General features: G+C 69.6%; 22 protein-coding genes. 10 read left to right on the top strand and 12 right to left on the bottom strand.

Annotated features, from left to right (window positions below):
- Positions 1–5: 5 nt before the first annotated feature.
- The 3 genes from AU195_RS11840 to AU195_RS11830 form a co-directional block, all read right to left on the bottom strand.
- Positions 6–464: an Rv0361 family membrane protein gene (locus AU195_RS11840; RefSeq protein ID WP_059159259.1), complete on the bottom strand. Its 459-nt coding sequence runs from the start codon at positions 462–464 to the stop codon at positions 6–8.
- Positions 465–467: 3 nt separating this feature from the next.
- The gene (gene purT / locus AU195_RS11835) at positions 468–1,727 is read right to left on the bottom strand and encodes a formate-dependent phosphoribosylglycinamide formyltransferase (RefSeq protein ID WP_059159258.1); all 1,260 of its coding nucleotides are present in this window, start codon (positions 1,725–1,727) and stop codon (positions 468–470) included.
- 101 nt (positions 1,728–1,828) lie between these two features.
- Positions 1,829–2,302: a MarR family winged helix-turn-helix transcriptional regulator gene (locus tag AU195_RS11830; RefSeq protein WP_059159257.1), complete on the bottom strand. Its 474-nt coding sequence runs from the start codon at positions 2,300–2,302 to the stop codon at positions 1,829–1,831.
- Between the two features lie 59 nt (positions 2,303–2,361).
- Here AU195_RS11830 and AU195_RS11825 point away from each other — a divergent pair, with 59 nt between their 5' ends.
- From AU195_RS11825 to AU195_RS11815, 3 genes are read left to right on the top strand one after another with little or no spacing between them, the layout of a single operon-like run.
- Positions 2,362–4,386 carry an MMPL family transporter gene (locus AU195_RS11825; protein ID WP_059159309.1) on the top strand — a complete coding sequence of 675 codons (2,025 nt, stop codon included), beginning with the start codon at positions 2,362–2,364 and terminating at the stop codon, positions 4,384–4,386.
- A gap of 53 nt (positions 4,387–4,439) precedes the next feature.
- Positions 4,440–5,645, top strand: coding sequence for a cytochrome P450 (locus AU195_RS11820; protein WP_059159256.1), 1,206 nt, complete (start codon positions 4,440–4,442; stop codon positions 5,643–5,645).
- Between the two features lie 7 nt (positions 5,646–5,652).
- Positions 5,653–5,847 carry a ferredoxin gene (locus AU195_RS11815; RefSeq protein ID WP_059159255.1) on the top strand — a complete coding sequence of 65 codons (195 nt, stop codon included), beginning with the start codon at positions 5,653–5,655 and terminating at the stop codon, positions 5,845–5,847.
- Here AU195_RS11815 and AU195_RS11810 read toward each other — a convergent pair.
- The 3 genes from AU195_RS11810 to AU195_RS11800 are packed head-to-tail and all read right to left on the bottom strand — an operon-like array spanning position 5,804 to position 8,419.
- Positions 5,804–6,448, bottom strand: coding sequence for a hypothetical protein (locus AU195_RS11810; protein ID WP_059159308.1), 645 nt, complete (start codon positions 6,446–6,448; stop codon positions 5,804–5,806). The two genes, AU195_RS11815 and AU195_RS11810, sit on opposite strands and share 44 nt — an antisense overlap.
- Before the next feature lie 28 nt (positions 6,449–6,476).
- Entirely contained in the window at positions 6,477–7,124 is a 648-nt protein-coding gene (locus AU195_RS11805) for a PaaI family thioesterase (protein ID WP_059159254.1), read from the bottom strand.
- Positions 7,124–8,419 (bottom strand): adenylosuccinate synthase, encoded by a 1,296-nt coding sequence (locus AU195_RS11800; RefSeq protein ID WP_059159253.1) that lies wholly within the window; start codon positions 8,417–8,419, stop codon positions 7,124–7,126. The genes AU195_RS11805 and AU195_RS11800 overlap by 1 nt, the downstream gene beginning before the upstream one ends.
- Positions 8,420–8,489: 70 nt before the next feature.
- Between AU195_RS11800 and AU195_RS11795 the strand changes: the two genes are divergently transcribed.
- The gene (locus tag AU195_RS11795) at positions 8,490–9,104 is read left to right on the top strand and encodes a hypothetical protein (RefSeq protein WP_059159252.1); all 615 of its coding nucleotides are present in this window, start codon (positions 8,490–8,492) and stop codon (positions 9,102–9,104) included.
- Between the two features lie 19 nt (positions 9,105–9,123).
- On the opposite strand, the gene AU195_RS11790 is transcribed toward AU195_RS11795, so the two are convergent.
- Positions 9,124–9,801, bottom strand: a complete 678-nt coding sequence (locus tag AU195_RS11790) for a gamma-glutamyl-gamma-aminobutyrate hydrolase family protein (RefSeq protein WP_059159307.1) — start codon at positions 9,799–9,801, stop codon at positions 9,124–9,126.
- A gap of 95 nt (positions 9,802–9,896) precedes the next feature.
- Here AU195_RS11790 and AU195_RS11785 point away from each other — a divergent pair, with 95 nt between their 5' ends.
- Both AU195_RS11785 and AU195_RS11780 read left to right on the top strand, forming a co-directional pair.
- Entirely contained in the window at positions 9,897–10,676 is a 780-nt protein-coding gene (locus tag AU195_RS11785) for a site-2 protease family protein (RefSeq protein ID WP_059159251.1), read from the top strand.
- A gap of 57 nt (positions 10,677–10,733) precedes the next feature.
- Entirely contained in the window at positions 10,734–11,633 is a 900-nt protein-coding gene (locus AU195_RS11780) for a cation diffusion facilitator family transporter (RefSeq protein ID WP_059159250.1), read from the top strand.
- Positions 11,634–11,640: 7 nt separating this feature from the next.
- Here the strand turns inward: AU195_RS11780 and AU195_RS11775 are convergent, their stop codons facing one another.
- Complete coding sequence (locus AU195_RS11775) at positions 11,641–12,057, bottom strand: DUF3151 domain-containing protein (protein ID WP_059159306.1); 417 nt, start codon at positions 12,055–12,057, stop codon at positions 11,641–11,643.
- Between the two features lie 98 nt (positions 12,058–12,155).
- Between AU195_RS11775 and AU195_RS11770 the strand changes: the two genes are divergently transcribed.
- Complete coding sequence (locus AU195_RS11770) at positions 12,156–12,989, top strand: Rv0361 family membrane protein (RefSeq protein WP_059159249.1); 834 nt, start codon at positions 12,156–12,158, stop codon at positions 12,987–12,989.
- 4 nt (positions 12,990–12,993) lie between these two features.
- On the opposite strand, the gene fbaA is transcribed toward AU195_RS11770, so the two are convergent.
- Together fbaA and AU195_RS11760 are read right to left on the bottom strand one after the other, a co-directional pair.
- On the bottom strand, positions 12,994–14,028 hold the full coding sequence (gene fbaA / locus AU195_RS11765) for a class II fructose-bisphosphate aldolase (protein WP_059159248.1): 1,035 nt from the start codon (positions 14,026–14,028) through the stop codon (positions 12,994–12,996).
- 30 nt (positions 14,029–14,058) lie between these two features.
- A complete protein-coding gene (locus AU195_RS11760) occupies positions 14,059–15,072 on the bottom strand; it encodes an alcohol dehydrogenase catalytic domain-containing protein (RefSeq protein WP_059159247.1) in 1,014 nt (337 codons plus the stop codon).
- An 87-nt stretch (positions 15,073–15,159) separates the two neighbouring features.
- Between AU195_RS11760 and AU195_RS11755 the strand changes: the two genes are divergently transcribed.
- Entirely contained in the window at positions 15,160–15,855 is a 696-nt protein-coding gene (locus tag AU195_RS11755) for a VTT domain-containing protein (RefSeq protein ID WP_059159246.1), read from the top strand.
- Here the strand turns inward: AU195_RS11755 and AU195_RS11750 are convergent.
- Positions 15,852–16,874, bottom strand: coding sequence for a nitronate monooxygenase (locus AU195_RS11750; protein ID WP_059159245.1), 1,023 nt, complete (start codon positions 16,872–16,874; stop codon positions 15,852–15,854). The two genes, AU195_RS11755 and AU195_RS11750, sit on opposite strands and share 4 nt — an antisense overlap.
- Positions 16,875–17,064: 190 nt before the next feature.
- Between AU195_RS11750 and AU195_RS11745 the strand changes: the two genes are divergently transcribed.
- The gene (locus tag AU195_RS11745) at positions 17,065–17,745 is read left to right on the top strand and encodes an SDR family oxidoreductase (RefSeq protein ID WP_059159244.1); all 681 of its coding nucleotides are present in this window, start codon (positions 17,065–17,067) and stop codon (positions 17,743–17,745) included.
- Positions 17,746–18,499: 754 nt separating this feature from the next.
- On the opposite strand, the gene AU195_RS11740 is transcribed toward AU195_RS11745, so the two are convergent.
- On the bottom strand, positions 18,500–18,928 hold the full coding sequence (locus AU195_RS11740) for a DUF4352 domain-containing protein (RefSeq protein ID WP_082703041.1): 429 nt from the start codon (positions 18,926–18,928) through the stop codon (positions 18,500–18,502).
- Positions 18,929–19,082: 154 nt separating this feature from the next.
- Between AU195_RS11740 and AU195_RS11735 the strand changes: the two genes are divergently transcribed.
- Positions 19,083–20,290 (top strand): HNH endonuclease signature motif containing protein (locus AU195_RS11735; protein ID WP_059159305.1); only part of this gene is annotated, 1,208 nt, incomplete at its 3' end.

The raw sequence follows: 20,290 nt of genomic DNA, 5'->3' as shown, positions 1-20,290 counted from the left end.
CACATCTAGCCGGAGGCGGTCGAACACACCTTCCACGCTCCGTCCTCCATGACGAAGGTCGTCGGCACCCCGAACTTGTCGTCTTCGGACCTGTCGAAGTGGTAGGTGACGGTGGCGGTGGCCCGGTCGCCTTCGACGGCGACGTCGCTCACGCCGTCGATGAACCGGGCGCCCTGTTCGGCGGACGAGTTGCGCTGCCGCTCAAGCACATCCGCTTCCGTCGCGTGCTCCGCGCGACATGTGTACGCCTGATAGTCCTGATAGCTGCCGCGCTGCAGCGCGTCGTTCTGGGCGGCGGCGGCCCGGCCGATCAGTTGTTCGGGGGTGGGTTGGTCACCCTCGAGCACGTTCACCAGCCAGATACCGATCACGACGAGCACAATGATCACCAGCGCGATCATGAACGGTGCGGCGGTGGGCCGGTCGCTGGGGCGGCCCGTCTCCGGATCTGGTTCAGCGGGCATCGCTCACCACAGCTTGCGCAGCGCGGCGCCCACCCGGCGGGCGCGGTCCCGGGCGATGATCACGTCGGGTGCGGTGGCCAGGGCGACCCCGAGTCGGCGCCGGCCGTCGGTCTCGTCCGGTCGGCCGAACAGGCGTACGTCGCTCTCCTGGGTGGCCAGCGCCTCGGCCACCACCGCGGAGATGTCGGCGCCCGACGGTTCGGCCACCGAGGTCTCGGTGCCCGCGTAACGGACCTCCGCCGCACCGGGCGAGATCATGATCGTGTCGACCTCGAGGCCGAGGACTGCCCGGGCGTGCAGTTCGAACTGCGAGAGCCGCTGTGAACGCAGGGTCACCAGACCGGTGTCCTGCGGACGGGCCCGCACGTCGGAGAAGTACACCTCGTCGCCGCGCACCAGCAGTTCGACCGCGAAGACGCCCCGTCCGCCGAGCGAGTTGACGATGCGCGCGGCGATCGACTTCGCCGCGTCGAGCGCGGCGGGCGTCATCTGCTGCGGCTGCCACGACTCGAGCGCATCGCCGTCGCCGGGGCGGTGGCCGATCGGTTCGCAGAACGTCAGCGTGGGGCCGGTCGCCCCGGTGCTGCGGACCGTCAGGAGCGTCACCTCGTAGTCGACCTCGACGACGGTCTCCGCCATCACCCGGTTGTGGGTGATGCGCCCTGCGGCGATCGCCCGCTGCCAGGCGGGTTCGACGTCCTCGGCGCGCAACAGGACCGACTGCCCCTCCCCCGGCGCGCCGGAGATGGGCTTGACGACGAGCGGGAACCCGGCGTGCTGGGCGACCGCGCCGAGTTCCTCGGCCGACCCGGCGAACCAGAACGGGGCGGTCGGCAGGCCGAGCTCATCGGAGGCCAGCCGGCGCAGCCCTTCGCGGTCCTGCCCCAGGCGGGTGCTGCGCGGGGTCGGGAACACGTCGACGCCGCCGCGTTCGGCGACGGCGATCAACGCGTCGGCGGCGATGGCGCCCGACTGGGCGACCACGTACCGCGGCTTCTCCCGCTCGATGAGCGCGGTGACGGCTTCGGTGTCGGTCAACCGGACGACGGCCGAGCGGTCGGCCACCCCGTGGGCGGGCGCGTCGGCGTACCGGTCGACGGCCACCACGACCGCACCCAGCCGCTGGAAGGCCAGCGCGAGTTCCCGACTGAGTTCCCCTGCGCCGAGCAGCAGCACGGTGCTCCTCGGTGCGGCCGGCGCCGCCGGCGGGATCACCACCTCGGGGTCGGTGACGGGTGAGTCGGCGTCGGTTGGTTCAGTCATCGCCCGCCAGCCTGCCAGATGGTCATCCCAGCCGGAGGTCGATGTAGCACCACCGCCGGGACTCCCCCGGTGCGGCCGAGCGCATGAGGGGGTGCCCAGCGCTAGTCACCGAGGTCGCGCCGGAACGCGGCCATCGCGTCGATCAGCGCCGCGAACGTGCGGTGCGCGGCGGCGATGTCGTCGTCGGGCATGCCGGCCATCGCGCGGGTGGTGTGGTCGTTCAGGGGCGCGAAGAACTCGCCCGCCACACCCATACCGTGTTCGGCGACCCGCAGGATCACCTTGCGCCGGTCGGTGGGGTCGGACTCGCGCCGCAGGTGGCCGGAGGTGATCATCCGCTCGACGAGGTAGGTGATCGCCGCACCCGACATGCCCATCTGCCTGCGCAGATCGCCCGCGGTGAGCGGCCGGCCGGCCGACTCGGCGACGATGACGTGCAGGAGCGCGCGAAAGTCGTTCAACGACAGCGAATGTCGGGCTGCGAAGACCCGCCCGATCTGTTCGGACTCGGCCGAGAGCGCACGCACGTCCGCGGCGATCAGCGCTTCGAGCGCGGCACGGTCGGCGTCAGCCACCCGATGAGGATAGGTCGGCCAGATGTTCAGTTTCTGAAATATCGGCAATAATGGTCGGTATGGCGGGTCGTTTCTCCTGGGTCGTGGCGTTGCTGGTGGTACTCGTGTCCGGTGGGCTGATGGGCGTACTCAGCGGTGGTGAGTCGAGCTCCCAGTCACCGGTCTCGGTGCCTGCGGATGCGGAGTCCGCCAAGGTCAACGCCCTGCGCAGCGAATTCCCCGGCGGCGATCAGGCCCCGGTGATCCTGGTGGTGACCCGCACCGACGGCGCTCCTCTGTCCCCCTCCGACGTCACCGCCACCGAGGAGGCGCGCCAGCGCATGCTCGCCGGCGCGGGCAGCGCGCCGGCCGGACCTCCGGTGCTGGTCTCCGAGGACGACGAGGCGGCCATCGCCACCGTCCCGCTCGCCGGTGACCTGTCCGGGTTCGACCTCACCGACGCGGTCAAAGGCCTACGGGAGGCCGCCGCCGACGGGCTGCCGGGCGATCTGCGGGCCGAGGTGACCGGCGGGCCGGCGTTCGGCGCCGACATCGCCAACTCGTTCTCCGGCGCCAACATCACCCTGCTGGCGGTGACGGCCGCCGTCGTGGCGCTGCTGCTGATCGTGACGTACCGCTCGCCGGTGCTGTTCCTGGTGCCGTTGGCGGTGATCGGATTCGCCGACCGGGTGGCCGCCCTGGTGGGCACCGCGATCGCCGAGGCCGTCGGTATGACCCCCGACGGCTCGACCTCCGGCATCACCAGCGTCCTGGTGTTCGGCGCGGGCACCAACTACGCGTTGCTGCTGATCTCCCGGTACCGGGAGGAGTTGGGCCGCCACAGCGACCACCGCGAAGCGCTCACCGTCGCCGTGCGCGCCGCGGGGCCGGCCATCCTGGCCAGCAACGCCACCGTGGTGCTGGCCCTGCTCACGCTGGTGTTCGCGTCGGCGCCGAGCACCCGCGCCCTCGGCGTGCAGGCCGCCGCCGGTCTGGTGGTCGCGGCGGTCTTCGTGCTGCTGGTGCTGCCCGCGCTGCTGCGGTTGTTCGGAAAGAGACTGTTCTGGCCGTTCATCCCCAGGGAGGGCGCCGCGCCACTCACCGACAGCGGGGTGTGGCACCGCATCGCCGACGGTGTGGCGCGCCGCCCCGTCCGCGTCGCCGTGTTGTCGATCGGCACGCTCGCCGTGCTGTGCACGGGTCTGCTGTTCACCCCGATCGGGCTGACGCAGACCGAGCAGTTCCGGGTGCAGGCCGAATCGGTGACCGGCTACGAGACCCTGGCCGACCACTTCCCGAGCGGGCTGACCGATCCCACCCGCGTCGTCGGCCCGTCGGACAAGACGAACGAGCTCCAGCGCGCCATCGCCGACACCAGGGGCGTCGTGTCGGCGAACCCGGCGGGCACCTCCCCGACCGGGCTGACGCAGTGGTCGGTGGTGCTGTCCGCCGAACCCGCCTCCGACGAGGCGTTCTCGACCATCGACACGCTGCGCGACAACGTGCACGCGGTGGACTCGTCGGCGCTGGTCGGCGGTTCCGACGCACAGGCCCGCGACATCAGCAGCGCCGCCGGGCGTGACCGCATGGTCGTGATCCCGACGATCCTCGCCGTCGTCCTCGTGGTGCTGTACGTCCTGTTGCGCTCGGCGCTCGCGCCGCTGATCCTCGTTGGGGTGACCGTGCTCAGCGCCCTGGCCGCGCTGGGTCTGGGCGGCTGGGCCAGCGTGCACCTGTTCGGCTTCCCGGCGCTCGACGACACGACGCCGCTGTTCGCGTTCCTGTTCCTGGTGGCGCTCGGCGTGGACTACACGATCTTCCTGGTCACCCGCGCCCGGGAGGAGACGCCGGAACACGGCACGCGCCAGGGCATCGTGCGCGCGGTCTCGGCGACCGGCGCCGTCATCACCAGCGCGGGCATCGTGCTGGCCGCGGTGTTCTGTGTCCTCGGCGTGCTGCCGCTGATCGTGCTCACCCAGCTGGGCATCATCGTCGGCCTGGGCATCCTGCTCGACACCTTCCTGGTGCGCACGGTCATCATCCCGGCCCTGTTCACGGTGATCGGACCGAAGATCTGGTGGCCCGCACTGCGCGCGTCGCCCTGACCCCACACTTCGGCGGTCGTGCACCCGCTCCACCGGGCGTACGTTCGGTAGGTATGACGGCTGCCCCGGCCCTTCCGCCACTGCACATGCGGCGCACCGGTTTCGACCCGACGGCGGAGCTGCGCGAGATCCGGGAGTCGGCGGGAGTGCGGGTCGCCAAGAACGCGTTCGGCATGGACGTCTACCTGGTGACCCGCCACGACGACGTCAAGGCCGTCCTCGCCGACCACGAACGGTTCTCCAACACCCGCCCACCCGGATTCGTCGTCCCGGGTGCCCCCGCCGTGCCCGACGGGGAGCAGGCGCGCGCCGCCGCGGGCAACCTGCTCGCCAACGATCCGCCCGAACACCAGCGGCTGCGCCGCATGCTCACCCCCGAGTTCACGCTGCGCCGGATCAACCGGCTGGAACCGCGGATCGTGGCGATCGTCGACGAACACCTCGACGCGATGGAGAAGGCCGGTCCGCCGACCGATCTGGTGGCCGCCTTCGCGTTGCCCATCCCGTCGCTGGTGATCTGCGAACTGCTCGGCGTGCCGTACGCCGACCGGGAGGACTTCCAGCGCCGCAGCGCCCGTCAGCTCGACCTGTCCCTGCCGATCCCCGAGCGGTTCGAGCTGGCCCGGCAGGGCCGCGAATACATGCACTCGCTGGTGAGCCGCGCCCGCCGCACACCGGGCGACGACATCCTCGGCATGCTGGTGCGCGAACACGGCGACGAGCTGACCGACGACGAACTGGTCGGCATCGCGGGGCTGCTGCTACTCGCCGGGCACGAGACCACCTCCAACATGCTCGGCCTCGGGGTGTTGGCGCTGCTGCGCCACCCCGAGCAGCTCGCGGCCGTGCGCGACGACCCCGACGCGGTCGGTCCCGCGGTCGAGGAGCTGCTCCGCTGGCTGTCGATCGTGCACAGCGGCATCCCGCGGATCACCACCACCGACGTCGAGGTGGCCGGCGTGCCGATTCCCCAGGGGCAGTTGGTGTTCGTCTCACTGCCGTCGGCCAACCGGGACCCGAGTTTCGTCGACGCGCCGGAATCGCTCGACATCGGCCGTGGCGCACCCGGTCACCTCGCGTTCGGCCACGGTGTGCACCACTGCCTCGGTGCGCCGCTGGCCCGCATGGAGATGCGGATCGCGTTCCCCGCGCTGCTGCGCCGCTTCCCGACGCTGACGCTGGCCGAGCCGTTCGACGATGTCGAGTTCCGGTCGTTCCACTTCATCTACGGGTTACGGTCGCTGCTGGTGGGATGGTGATGATGCGATGAGGATCGACGCGGACCGCGATGTGTGCATCAGCGCGGGCAACTGTGTGATGGCCGCACCGGAGGTGTTCGACCAGGACGACGACGGCATCGTCGTCCTGCTGACCGACCCGGTGCCCGAGGGCGAGCAGGAGCACGCCCGGGAAGCGGTCAAGCTGTGTCCGGCGACGGCGCTGCGGGTGGCTCAGGAGTGAACCTGCGGCGCAACAACAATGCGCTGATGACCAACACCCATGCCGGGAACGCCAGGGTGAGCCACATGCTGACCTCCGCGGCCGCCATCAGCGCCAGCGCGACGAGATAGGTTCCGTAGACCAGCGGCCTCGGCATCAGACCGCTGCGCAGCCAGATCGTGGCCAGCGAGATCATGAACACCGCGGCCATCCGCAGCGCGTAGGTCTTCGAGATGGACAGCAGCACCGTCTGCCCGAGCAGGGCCACGTCGGAACCCGGTTCGCCGGTGTGCCCGCTCATCGACTCCAGGCCCGCGCCCACGCCGGCGGCGACGAACATCGTCGCCAGGAACAGCAGCCCGCTGCCGAGGAACACCGTCGAGAAGAACCTGTCCTCGTACCGGCCGAACCCGTCGCGGATCACGCCGATGAACCACAGGAACGCGATGCCGGCGAACGGCATGAGCATCGCCGCCACCCGTAACCGGTGACTGCTCCCGTCGATCCACTGGGAGCCGGGTTCGGCGCCTTCCGGAAGCGACGTGCGGATCAGGATGAGCGCCGCGCCGAACAGCAGCGCGAAGACCACTCCGGCGAACGCCGCGGCCTTCGGCGTCGACATCCGGTGCGGTTGGGGTCCGGTCATGCGGTCAGGGCTGTCCGGGCAGCAGCCGGATCATCAGGCCGTTCGCCTCCGCCAGCAGCGTGTCGGCGCCGTCGCGCAGTTCGGCGTTGACGAAAGCCTTGCGCCCCTCGGCTTCTCGCAGCCAGCCCCGAGCCGTCAGCACGGTGTCGATCGGGGTCACGTTGCGGTAGTCCACGTGCAGGAACGCGGTGCGGCTGATCGGACGGCCGGTCGCATGGATGACCATGCCGAACATCGAGTCGAACAGCAGGGGCAGCACACCGCCGTGCACCGCGGAGTTCCCGCCCACGTGGTAGCGGCTGAACGTGACCTCCAACTCGACGCCGTCTGCCTCGAACCTGGTCACCGTCCACGGCGGCATCAGCAGGCTGCCCGCTCCCGGCAGCGACGGCACCCGGTTGGCCGGGCCGACCCCCTCACCGGCCTGGTACGGGTCCAGCAGCTTGACCAGTTCCTCGACCCGGTCGGCGGCCTCATCCCAGGTGTCGCGGTCCGGGTCGACCGATACGGCCAGATCCTGCGCCCGCCGCATCGCGGTGAGGAACCGCTCGAAACCGGGTCCGGGTTCGGCGGCTTCGAATAACGGGAACCCGCCGTGGCGGTCGTACTCCGGGTCGACGCGCCGCGGATCGAGCCCGTAGTCAGACGCCATCAACGCGCCGCCAGCACGTCGCGGCGCACGATCGTCTGATCCCGGCCCGGCCCCACGCCGATGCACGAGACATGGGCGCCGGCAAGCTCTTCGAGCCGCAGCACGTAATCGCGCGCCTTGGCGGGCAGATCGTCGAACTCGCGGGCGCCGGAGATGTCCTCCCACCAGCCGGGCAGTTCCTCGTAGATCGGCTCGGCGCGGGCGATGTCGCTCTGGGTCATCGGCATCTCGTCGGTGCGCTTACCGTCGATCGTGTAGCCGACGCACACCGGCACGGTCTCCAGGCTGGAGAGCACGTCGAGTTTGGTCAGGAAGTAGTCGGTGATGCCGTTGACGCGGGTGGCGTACCGGGCGATCACCGCGTCGAACCAGCCGCAGCGGCGGGCGCGGCCGGTGGTCACCCCGACCTCTCCCCCGGTCTTGGCGAGGTAGGCGCCGTACTCGTCGAACAGCTCGGTCGGGAACGGACCCGAACCCACCCGCGTGGTGTAGGCCTTGAGGATGCCGAGCACGGTCGTGATGCGCGTCGGGCCGATGCCCGACCCGACGGCCGCTCCGCCCGCGGTCGGGTTCGACGACGTGACGAACGGATAGGTGCCGTGGTCGACGTCGAGCAGGGTGCCCTGCGACCCCTCCAACAGCACGGTCTCGCCCCGCTCGAGCGCGGCACCCAGCAGCAGCCGGGCGTCGGCGATGCGGTGCTTGAACCCCTCGGCCTGTTCGAGCAGATTGTCGACCACCTCGGCGGCGTCGAGCGCCTTGCGGTTGTAGATCTTGACCAGCACCTGGTTCTTGAACTCCAGCGCGGCCTCGATCTTCTCCGCCAGCTGCACGGGGTCCAGCACGTCGGCGACGCGGATGCCGATGCGGGCGATCTTGTCCTGATAGCACGGCCCGATGCCGCGGCCGGTGGTGCCGATCTTCTTGCTGCCCGCCCACCGCTCGACGACCTTGTCGATCGCGACGTGATAGGGCATGAGCAGGTGCGCGTCGGCGGAGATCAGCAGGCGGTCGGTGTCGACGCCGCGCTCCTCCAGACCCCGCAGCTCGGTGAGCAGCACCCCCGGATCGACGACGACGCCGTTGCCGATGACGTTGGTGACGCCGGGGGTGAGGATCCCCGACGGGATGAGGTGCAGGGCGAAATTCTCGCCGGTGGGAAGCACGACGGTGTGACCGGCGTTGTTGCCGCCCTGGTACCGCACGACCCACTGCACGCGGCCACCGAGCAGATCGGTGGCCTTTCCTTTGCCCTCGTCGCCCCACTGGGCGCCGATGAGCACGATTGCCGGCATGGCTTAATCTCCCGCTTGATGTGGTGCAGCCGGTGACACACCCTATCCCAGCAGGTCGGGAGGATCGCTCTTGAGTGCCAGAGACAGGGCCGGGGGCGTCGTCGTCCTCCGGTTCGGCGGACACGACGTGCCCCGCGGGCTGACCGGTCTAAAGACCGTGGACGTGGGCGGTACGGCGGACGTCGACGCGGCCGCGGCCGGCGCCCGCCGGCTCATCGTCGTGGGCTCCGACGCGGACCTGGCGACAGCGCTGACGCGGCTGATGCGCACCGAGCGGCTCGGCGTCGAGCTGGCCGCCGCGCGGGGGTGGCTCGGGACGCGCAGGGCGCTGGCGGGCACGGCCCGGCGGGTGCCGCTGATCAGGGACGACGCCGGGATCGCGATCGTCGGGCACGCCGAGTGGCGGGGCACCGGCGAGGATCTGTTCGGTGAGGGCGTGGTCGACGACACCACGCTGTTCTCCGGTCACGTCGCGGGTGTCCGCATCGAACCGACGGCGCAGATGCCGGGGCTGCGGGCGGCCGTGCTGTCCGGGCGCGGACGGCCCCACCGCTGGGTGGCCGGGCGGGCCGCCCAGTTGGGGACCACGGGCGCGCGGGTGGTCCGCGACGGCGTCGACGGCGCGCGCGAGGTGAAGCGGTCGACGTTCTACCGCCACACCGAGGGCTGGCTGCGCGTCGGCTGACGCCGAGACGGTCCCGCCATCACGGCTGCACCTGATGCGTCGAGCCTTTGAACAGGGGTGCGGTGGCGGCGGAGATCAACGCGCCGAACAGGTTGTGCAGCAACGGATCCTGCGGGTGCCATTGCAGGCCGACGGCGAACGGGTGGTCCGGCCACTCGACCGCTTCGATCGCACCGTCGGTCGCCGACACCGCCGTCACCGTGCCGCCCGCACCGACGGTCGCCACCCTCTGGCGGTGGTGGGAGGCCACCTCGCGCACGCCGGCGAAGCCGAGGCCGCCGAGCTGGCTGTCGGCGGTCACGTCGACGGTGTGGAACGTCGCCTCGTCGGGTCGCTGCGCCCCGACGTCCCGGCGCAGGGTGCCGCCTCCCGCGACGGTGAGGGCCTGCAGTCCGCGGCAGATGCCGAGCACCGGCACGGCCTCGGACAGTGCGGCGCCGGCGATCTCGATCTCGAACCCGTCGCGCTCCGACACGATGTCGTCGTCCCCGGCGAGGACGAGCGCGTCGACGGTGTGGAGGAGAAGGTCGGTGTCGGCGTGGGCGGAGGGAGGCAGGATCAGCGGCTGGCCGCCCGCGCGGTGGATCGCCTCCAGGTAGGTCTGGGCGACGAGGACCGCCGGCTGGTCCCAGAACCCCCAGCGGGCGGTGGCGCTCACCCCGCAGACACCGATCAATGGCAGTGTTTCCGAATTCATGGTCTTGGTTTCATACCACCAGCTGTCCGAGCGCGAGCCGCCCGAGGTCCGCTCGGCGGGGTGAGCCACCCCGTGGTGGCCGGTAACGTCGAATCGTGAGCATCCGCCCGCTGCGCCAGTCGGTGCGGCCGAGCCCTGTCTTCCTTGCCGTCCTGGCGGTCACCGTCGCCGGTGGGGCCCTGGCGTGGATGGCGGCGGACACGGTGCGGCCGCTGGCCTACGCCGGGGTGTTCGTCTTGGTGATCGCCGGCTGGCTGGTGTCGCTGTCGCTGCACGAGTTCGGGCACGCCTACACCGCGTTCCGGTTCGGTGACCGCGATGTCGAGATCCGCGGTTACCTGACGCTCAACCCGTTGAAGTACTCGCATCCGATGCTCTCGCTCGGGCTGCCGGTGCTGTTCATCGCGCTCGGCGGGATCGGTCTGCCGGGCGGGGCGGTCTACCTGCGGACGTCGTGGATGACCCCGCGCCAGAAGACCCTGGTGAGCCTCGCCGGCCCGAGCGCGAACCTGGTGCTGGCGATCCTGCTGCTGGGGCTGACGCGTCTGCTGTACGACCCCGCGCACGGGGTGTTCTGGGCCGGTCTGGCGTTCCTCGGGTTCCTGCAGGTGACCGCGTTCGTCCTGAACATGCTGCCCGTCCCCGGCCTGGACGGCTACGGCGCGCTCGAACCGCATCTGTCCCCGGACACTCAGCGCGCCCTGGTTCCCGTCAAGCAGTGGGGTTTCTTCATCCTGCTGATCCTGCTGCTCGCCCCGGCGCTCAACCAGTGGTTCTTCGGCGCGGTGTACTGGCTCTCCGAATTGTCCGGGGTGCCAAGTGCGCTGATGTCGATCGGCGGTCAGCTGACGCGCTTCTGGTCCGCCTGGCTGTAGCGGTCCCTCGAACGGACCCCTTGCGATATATGCGACTTCACGCATAGATTGCTGAGCATGGGCGCCGGCCACGATCACCACCACGGGACCGACACCCGTGTCAGCAGGATGCTCATCGCCGCGGCCATCCTCACCGCATTCTTCGTGCTCGAACTGGTCACAGCGCTGTCGATCGACTCCATCGCGCTGCTGGCCGACGCCGGGCACATGCTCACCGACCTCGTCGCGATGTTCATGGGGCTGACCGCGGTCCTGCTCGCCCGGCACGGCAGCGCCTCACCCGCCCGCACGTACGGCTGGCACCGCGCCGAGGTGTTCACCGCCGTCGCCAACGCGGTGCTGCTGCTGGGCGTGGCGGTGTTCATCCTCTACGAGGCGGTCGAACGGCTCGGTGACGCGCCGGATGTGCCGGGCGTACCGATGATCGTGGTCGCGCTGGCCGGGCTGGCCGCCAACGCTGTCGTCGTCCTCCTGCTGCGGTCGCACTCCAAGGAGAGCCTCGCCGTCAAGGGCGCCTACATGGAGGTCGTCGCCGACACGGTCGGCAGTATCGGAGTGCTCATCGCGGGCGTTGTCACCGTGACCACCCGCTGGCCCTACGCCGACGTCGTGGTCGCGGTGTTCGTCGCGCTGTGGGTGTTGCCGCGGGCCATCTCACTGGCTCGTGCGGCGCTGCGGATCCTCTCGGAGTCCTCCCCCGCTCACATCGACGTCGACGAGCTGAAGACGGCGCTGTGCGCGGTCGACGGGGTGACCGAGGTGCACGATCTGCACGTGTGGACGTTGGTCCCGGGCAAGGACGTCGTCACCGCGCATCTGACCTCATCCCGCGATTCGGCCCGGGTCCTCGACGACGCCCGCGCGGTGCTGGCCGCCCGTGGCCTGGACCATGCGACGGTGCAGGTCGAGCCGCCCGGCGACGCCGCGGACTGCAACTGCGAGAGCAACGACTGGTAGCCGGGCCTCAGCTCAGCCCGAGTTCCGCCCGCGCCGACGGGTCACAGTCGTCGAGCAGGTCGAGGCACCGCTGGTATTCGTCGGTCTCGCCGATCGTGTCCGCCGCGCGGGCCAGGGCTGCGACGCAGCGCAGGAAACCGCGGTTGGGCTCGTGCCGGTAGGGCACCGGCCCGAAGCCCTTCCACCCGTTGCGGCGCAGCTGGTCGAGTCCGCGGTGGTAGCCGGTGCGGGCGTAGGCGTAGGCGGTGACGGCCTTGTCCTCGGCGAGTGCCTCCTCGGCGAGCGCGGCCCACGCGACCGACGCCGACGGGTGGGCCGCGGCCACGATCGCCGGGTTCTCACTGGCGTCGAGTTCCGCTTCCGCTTCAGGGTCACCCGGCAGCAGCACCGGGTCCGGTCCGAGAAGGTCACCCATCCGCGTCATGGAGAACATTGTGCCGTGCCGGTCGCGGCGAGCGGTCATCGGCTCGAATCGGTCGATAAGCTCCATCGGTAGCGTCGTCGGAGGAGGAACGCAGCGGGATGTCGAACCCACGAGGGCCCGAACAGGGTGACGAGCCGACCGTGCCGTCGGCAGCGGGTGGTCCCGGTGACCAGACCGGCCCGGACGACGCCACCCGGCCGTCGCCCACGGCCGATCACGAACCCGCCACCGAGATCATCGCGTCGCAGACGCCGGACCGGCAGCCGGGCGAACCGGCCGATCCCGAACGGCGCTTCACCGCCCCGTCGAGCTTCGACGCCGGATCCACCCAGAAGATCGATCCCCCGCCCGAGCCCGCCACAGAGGTGTTCCCGAGGTCGGAGGCCGGCCACACCGGATCGGCCACCGACCCGTTCGCCGCGCAGAAGGCCGCGGGCCCGCAGGTCATACCTCCGCGCGGGGACGCTCCGAAGCCGCCGCAGCCGGGACGCCGCAGCTGGGGCTGGGTGGTGGCCGTCGTCCTGGTGATCGCCGCGCTGGTGGCGATCGCGATTCTCGGCACGATCCTGCTGACCCGCGGGGCCGGGTCGTCGGCGTCGCAGGAGGATCAGGTCCGCGCGACGATCGAGCAGTTCGACGTCGCCATCCAGAACGGCGATCTGGCCACCTTGCGCGGCATCACGTGCGGCGCCAAGCGCGACAGTTACGTCAACTACGACGACAAGGCGTGGGAGGAGACCCACAAGCGGGTCGCCGCAGCCAAGCAGTACCCGGTGGTCGCCAGCATCGATCAGGTCGTCGTCAACGGCGACCACGCCGAGGCCAACGTCACCGCGTTCATGGCCTACGCCCCGCAGACCCGCTCGACCCGCAGCTTCGACCTGGAGTTCCGCGACGACCAGTGGAAGATCTGCCAGGCCCCGTCGCCGTAATCGGTCACGCCGTGACCGAGCGGCCCTCGCTGTGTAGATCCCGGCAGGCTTCGATGACCCGTTCGGCCATCCCCGCCTCGGCCTTCTTCAGATAGCTGCGCGGGTCGTACACCTTCTTGTTGCCCACCTCGCCGTCGATCTTGAGCACCCCGTCGTAGTTGGTGAACATGTGCGCGGCGATGGGGCGGGTGAACGCGTACTGGGTGTCGGTGTCGACGTTCATCTTGACCACGCCGTAGCGCAGGGAGTCCTCGATCTCCGACTTCAGCGAGCCCGAACCGCCGTGGAAGACGAAGTCGAAAGGCTGTGCGCCCGAATCGAGTCCGAGCTTCGCGGCGGCCACCTTCTGCCCCTCCGCGAGCACATCGGGCTTCAGTTTGACGTTGCCTGGCTTGTACACGCCGTGCACGTTGCCGAACGTGGCGGCCAGCAGATACCGGCCGTGCTCGCCCGCGCCGAGGGCGTCGATGGTCTTCTCGAAGTCCTCCGACGTGGTGTAGAGCTTGTCGTTGATCTCGGCCTCGACGCCGTCCTCCTCGCCGCCGACGACGCCGATCTCCACCTCGAGGATGATCTTGGCCGCCGCGGCCTGTTTGAGCAGTTCCTGCGCGATCGTGAGGTTTTCGTCGATCGGCACGGCGGACCCGTCCCACATGTGCGACTGGAACAGCGGATCGCGACCCGCGCGCACCCTCTCCGCGGAGATCGCCAGCAGTGGGCGGACGTAGGTGTCGAGTTTGTCCTTCGGACAGTGGTCGGTGTGCAGGGCGACGGTGATCGGGTACTTCGCGGCGATCACATGGGCGAACTCGGCCAGTGCCACGGCACCGGTCACCATCTCCTTCACACCGAGTCCGGATGCGAATTCCGCTCCGCCGGTGGAGAATTGGATGATTCCATCACTGCCGGCGTCGGCGAACCCCTTGATGGCGGCGTTCACGGTCTCCGACGACGTGCAGTTGATGGCGGGGAACGCGAACGAGTGCTGCTTGGCGCGGTCCAGCATCTCGGCGTAGACCTCGGGAGTGGCGATCGGCATAGGACGAAGTATCCCCCTATCGGGGCGTGATCACATGGTGAGCACCATGCGGTAGCGGGCGCGGCCCTCGTCCATCGCGGCGTAGGCCTCGGCGGCGTCGGCGAGGGGTTTCTCCTCGATCTTCGCCCGGACTCCGGACAACACGGCGAAGTGCATGGTCTCCTCGACGTCGCGCGCGGTCCCGGACGGGTGGCCGGTCACCGACAGCCCGGAGTTGATCAGGTCGAGCGGGCTGATCGGCAACTGCTCGGGAGTGACGCCGACGACGATCAGCTCACCCTGCGGGCCGAGACCGCCGACGGTCTGCCCCATCGCGGCAGCGCTGGCGGCGGTGGCGAGGACCACCGCTGCGCCACCGAGCTTCTGCAGTTCCGCCGCGACGTCGCCGGCGGTCGAGTCGATGTAGTGGTGGGCGCCGAGCGCCCTGGCGTCGTCCTCCTTGGCCGCGCCGCGGGCGATGGCGACCGTCTCGAAGCCCATGGCCCTGGAGAACTGCACCCCGAGGTGGCCGAGGCCACCGATGCCGAGGACGGCGACCAGGTCACCGGCGCGCGCCCGGGTCTGCCGCAGCCCGTTGAACGTGGTCACACCGGCACACCCCATCGGCGCCGCCTCGACGAACGAGAGCCCGTCCGGGATGCGCGCGGGCGCGGTCGCGGGCACCACCACGGATTCGGCGTAGCCGCCGGGATAGTGCCAGCTGGGCACCTGCATGTTGACGCACTGCATGAACAGTCCCCTACGGCAGGGGATGCACGTGTTGCAGTTGCCGCCGAACCAGCCGACGGCCACCCGGTCGCCGACCGCGAACTGCTCGACCCCGTCACCCAGTTCGGCGACCGTCCCCGCGATCTCGTGACCGAGCGTGATCGGCCAATTGAGGCCGGGGAAGGCGCCGTTGACGAACCCGTGGTCGGTACCGCAGACACCGCAGGCGGCGACGTCGATGCGCAGGTGACCGGGCGGCGGAGCGGGGGTGTCGACGTCGACGAGGGTCAGCGGCTCGCCTACGCCGGCGACGTGAACAGCTCTGTGTGTGGCCATGGAGGGGACCCTAGTGACGAGAACACGCTGCCGCCGCCGGAATGCGTACCGGCTAGCTGCCATTTTCGGCCGGTATCTTGGGTACCCATGACGACCACCCATCTGGCCCTCATGCCCGACTTCCTGGATCCGCTGATTTTGCTGGGCTACTTCGGCGGCTGGGCCCTGGTGGGTCTGCTGGTCGTGATCTTCGTCGAATCCGGCGTGCTCTTCCCGATCCTTCCCGGTGACTCCCTGCTGTTCGTCGCGGGCATGTTGGCGGCCGGTACGGCCGCGGTGGCCGAGGGCGGCGGCGAGCCGATCAACTTCCACCTCTGGCAGTTGCTGGTGTTCATCCCGATCGCCGCGATCCTGGGCGGCCAGGTCGGCTACTGGATCGGCCGCAGCGTCGGCACCGCGATGTTCAAGCCGAACGCCCGCATCCTCAAACAGCGCTACCTCGACGAGGCGCACCTGTTCTTCGAGGAACGCGGACCGTTCGCGATCGTGATCGCGCGGTTCGTGCCGATCGTCCGCACGCTGGCACCGCTGACCGCGGGCGCGGCGCGGATGAGCTACCCGGTGTTCGCGCTGTTCAACATCCTGGGCGCCGTCGTGTGGGGCGTGGGGTTGACGCTGCTCGGCTACTGGCTCGGCAGGTTCGAGATGGTCCAGAAGCTCCTCGAGCCGATCGTCATCGCGATCGTGATCGCCTCGGTCGCCCCGATGCTCCTCGAGTGGTACAAGCGCCGCAAGGCCGCCAAGCAGGCGGGGATCGCCGCACCGCCGATCGAACCCGCTTAACCCGTCAGCTCGCTCAGGATCGTCGCCGTCGGTCTCTCGGCGGCGTGGCGGAAACCGGTGCCCGCCCACAGGTGGACGAGGTCGGCCTCACCGGCGGCGGCGGCCGCCTTGCGTAACGGGCTCGTCAGATGGTGGACGGCGGGATAGCCGAGCGGTGCGGACGCCTCGAACTCATCGATGAACCGGTTGCGCAGTCCCCGCGCCGGCCGCCCGGTGAAGGCGCGGGTGATGACGGTCTCGGTGCGCGACGGATCGGTCAGCGCCGCCTTGTGGGTCGCCGAGGCGCCGCTCTCCTCGGCCCGCAGCAGCACCGTGCCGACCGCGGCGGCCGTGGCCCCGGCCCGCAGCACGGCCGCGACGTCGTCCGCGGTGGCCAATCCGCCCGCCGCGATGACGGGCAGCCCGGTCGTGGTGATGATCCGCGCGACCAGTTCGGTCAACGGGAGCGGGTCGGGCATCCGGTCCGGTGTCAGCGTGCCCGAGTGCCCACCGGCGACCGACGCCTGCACCGCCAGCATGTCGACACCCGCGGCGGCCGCCGCCTCGGCCTCCTGGGGTGAGGTCACGGTCTGCACCACCGTCGTGCCCGCCTTCTGCAGTGCGCGGACGACGTCGGCTCCGGGCAGCCCGAAGGTGAAGCTGACGAGGGGCACCGGGTCGGAGCGAAGCAGGTCGATCTTGTCGCCGAACGCATCGTCGTCGTCGACCGGATCGGCGGGCAGCGTGAGGCCGTAGCGGTCCGCCTCGGGCTGGATGGCGGCCGCGTAGCGTCGGTAGGTCTCGACGTCGACGGGTACGGGGTTCGGCGCGAAGACGTTGACGCCGAACGGGATCGACGCAGCACGTACCGTCGCGATCTCGGTCTGCACGCTGTCGGGCGTCTTGTACCCCGCCGCGAGCAGTCCCAGGCTGCCTGCGCGCGCCGCGGCGATCACCATCGCGGTGGTGGTGGCCCCGCCCGCCATGGGTGCGGCGATCACCGGCAGGCGGACGCCCAGATCGGTCAGGGGTGATGTCATCGGTGCTCCTCTCTGTGATCGTGCCACGGATCGCCGGGCACGGATCCGGGAATGAACATCGCCGCCGTCGGCGTTCCCCCGAAAGTCCGGGGAACACCCCGGACCCACAATCCGAACAGAAGTGCCGTCACCCACCGCCTGCCCGGGCGCTGAGTACCGAAACCGTTGCGACACAACCAAGGAATGCATCATGAACACTGAGAACGTCGTGGCCCTGGTGACCGGAGCCAACCGCGGACTGGGTCGCCGGTTCGCCGAGCAACTCGTCGCCCGCGGCGCCAAGGTGTACGCAGGCGCCCGCCGACCTGAGACCGTCGACCTGCCCGGGGTGACACCGGTGCAACTCGATATCACTGATCCCGAATCCATCCGGCACGCTGCGGAATTCGCCGGTGACGTGAACGTCGTGATCAACAACGCTGGTGTCTCGACGCAAGCCGGGCTGCTCGACGGGTCGCTCGACGACATCCGACTGGAGATGGAGACGCACTACTTCGGCACGCTGCAGGTGATCCGGGCGTTCGCGCCGATCGTGGAACGCAACGGCGGCGGCGCCATCCTCAACGTCCTGTCGGTGCTGTCGTGGTTTCATGCGCCGGCCAGCGGTGCCTACTCGGCGGCGAAGGCCGCGGGCTGGGCACTGACCGATGCGGTGCGAACCGAGTTGGCACCCAGAGGTATTCACGTCGCCGCACTGCATGTCGGCTATATGGACACCGACATGGTCAGCCACATCCCAGCTGATCAGAAGACCGACCCGGGCGTGATCGCGAAACTGGCGCTCGACGGCCTGTTCGCCGGTGAGGCGGAGATTCTTGGTGACGCGCTGACCCGCGACGTGAAGGCGCAGCTGTCCGCGCCGCCGCGTTGAGCCCAGCCGCGTCAACGAGCGGGCGGCACGTTGACCATCGGATATTCAATGGTCTTGATTCACACCGTCCGAAAATGTCCTCATGCGAGCCCGTTCGTCGTCGTTTGTTTCCCGTCACCGACGCAACAACTTCCCCTGACCGGCAGTTTCGCGCCTGCCGCGAGCTACGCGCTCAGCGCAATTGGAAGGGGTAGTCGGGATCGCCGGGATCTCGACGCGTGTCAGCCGGGACTTCGTCCCCGTTCGCCGTCCCCAGCTTGGCGACTGGCTGACCGACCGGCTCGACGAAGACCGACGCTCACTGGCGAGTCGTCGAAGATCCCGAGCCAGTCGGCGTCATTCGGGAGGTTGTCGATCGGTTCCTAACGGCGAATCGCTGCGGTCGATCGCTCACAACCTCAAGTGCACCACGGTCGAGCAATTCCCGGCGGGCCACCGGACGGCACCTGGAGACTTGCGCAGCCGTCGCGTCATCGGTCGACTTCTGGCGCGACTTGCCGAGGCGGTGCACGGTTTCCAGATTGGATATCGCCGGCGATATCAGCTATCGCCGGTGATATCGCTTTTCGACGTCACATAGCTCCGCGCCATCCCCCTGCCTAGAGGTCGGCTTCCTAACGCGCCCGATGTCATTTGCGGTTATGACGCTGCGTGACCGAAACCCGCACGGGCACTACCGAATAAGAAGTGACAGCCTGAGGAGGCCCATTGACCACCGGCCTCCTCAGCTGCACGACATTCCATCTGGCGAGGATCAGAGGGCCAGGCGGGCACCGCCAGAGAACATGGAGTCGCGGCACTCGATCGCCGAGGGCACCGCCCCCGGTGGGATATCGAACACCACCCTTTCGGTAGTGCCGAGGCCGAGGTTGATGTCGTCGCTCCAAGAGCTGTCGCTCAGAAAGCTGATGGCCTCGTACTCGTTGCCGTTGACGATGAGCTTCTGGTTAGTGGCTGAGAAGCTACGGGCGTCGTCTCCGACGTTGGTCACCTGCAGATTGACGATGAAGAACTCGCCCTTGGCCTGTTCTGCGCCGAAGGTGTCTTCGAGCGCGGTCTGGCGACGCTCGACACCCAGCACCTTGAACTCGAACTTCCCGTCTCGCATTGAACCGCCGGCTCCGGCGTCGTACGCGCGGTCACCGACGCTGCGGCGTCGGCGGCCGAGCTCGACCCGGCCCATGATTCGTGGTCCCAGCAGCCGCCAAGACCCATCCGCAAAACCATTAACGCAGCAATGAACTCCACGATGCAGCGGCTCGCTGTAAACGTCGGGTGACGATGCCCGGGACGGATCGCGGCCCAAAAATGTCGGACCCCCCTGGTTGTATGGGGTCATGTCCTCGAGCATGGCGTCCGGCGCGGTGGTGGTGCGCCCCATCGACCGCCTCGAGATGCTGTTCGACGAGCTGGCCGAGCTGACCGGCCAACGCAACGCGATCGACGCCCGCCTGGTGGAGATCGCCGCCGAGATCGACCACGACGAACTGTGCGGGATGACCGGCGCGAAGTCGGTGGCGCATCTGATGGCGTGGAAGACCGGGTCGTCGTCGAGGAACGGTAAGACCATCGCCGCCATCGCCCACCGCATCGCGGAGTTCCCCCAATGCGTCCAGGCTCTGCGGGAAGGGCGGCTGTCGCTGGATCAGGTCGGGGTCATCGCCGAGGGGGCGGGGGCAGGGTCTGATGCGCACTACGCCGAGCTGGCCCGAAGCGCCACGGTCAACCAACTCCGCACCGCGATCAAACTCGAACCCCGACCCGAACCCGAACCTGAACCAGAACGTGAGTCGGACGCCGAACCCGCGCCTGCTCCCGAGCCGGTCCCGCAGGCGTCGATTACCAAGACCTCCGATGAGCAGTACACCTACTGGCACATCGCGATGCCGCATGCCGAGGCAGCGGCCTTCGACGCGGCCCTGCAATCCCACCACGACGGGTTGGTCGCCCAGTGGAAACACGACCACCACGACCACGACACCGTCAGCCCCGGTGCCCGGCCGCCGTTCCCCACCCTGGGCGATGCGTTCAATAGCCTGGTCGAGGCCGGGTGGGACGTCGAGGCCACCCGCCGCCCCCACGGGCATCGCACCACCGTGGTCGTGCACCTCGACCTCACAGCCCGCATCGCCGCCCTGCACCTGGGGCCGCTGCTCTCCGATGCCGATCGCCGCTACCTGACCTGCGACGCCACCTGCGAAGTGTGGTTCGAACGCGACGGGCAGCCCATCGGCTCGGGCCGCGCCACCCGGCTGATCAGCCGCCGGCTGCGCCGCGCCCTGGAACACCGCCACCCCACCTGTGCGGTACCCGGGTGTGGGGCCACCCGCGGTCTGCACGCCCACCACATCCGGCACTGGGAAGACGGCGGCCGCACCGACCTGGACAACCTCGTGCTGGTCTGTCCCTACCATCACCGGCTGCACCACAAAGGCGTCATCACCATCACCGGACCCGCCTCCCGACTCACCGTCACCGACGGCACCGGCCGCACGCTGCACTCCGGATCACTCGCGCGCCCCCCGAATCAGCCCCCACCCACGGT

The organism is Mycobacterium sp. IS-1496 (genome assembly GCF_001499995.1).
Taxonomy (GTDB): Bacteria; Actinomycetota; Actinomycetes; order Mycobacteriales; family Mycobacteriaceae; genus Mycobacterium.
The sequence above is the reverse complement of the archived record's forward strand: the minus strand, read 5'-3'. Positions and strand labels throughout refer to the sequence as shown.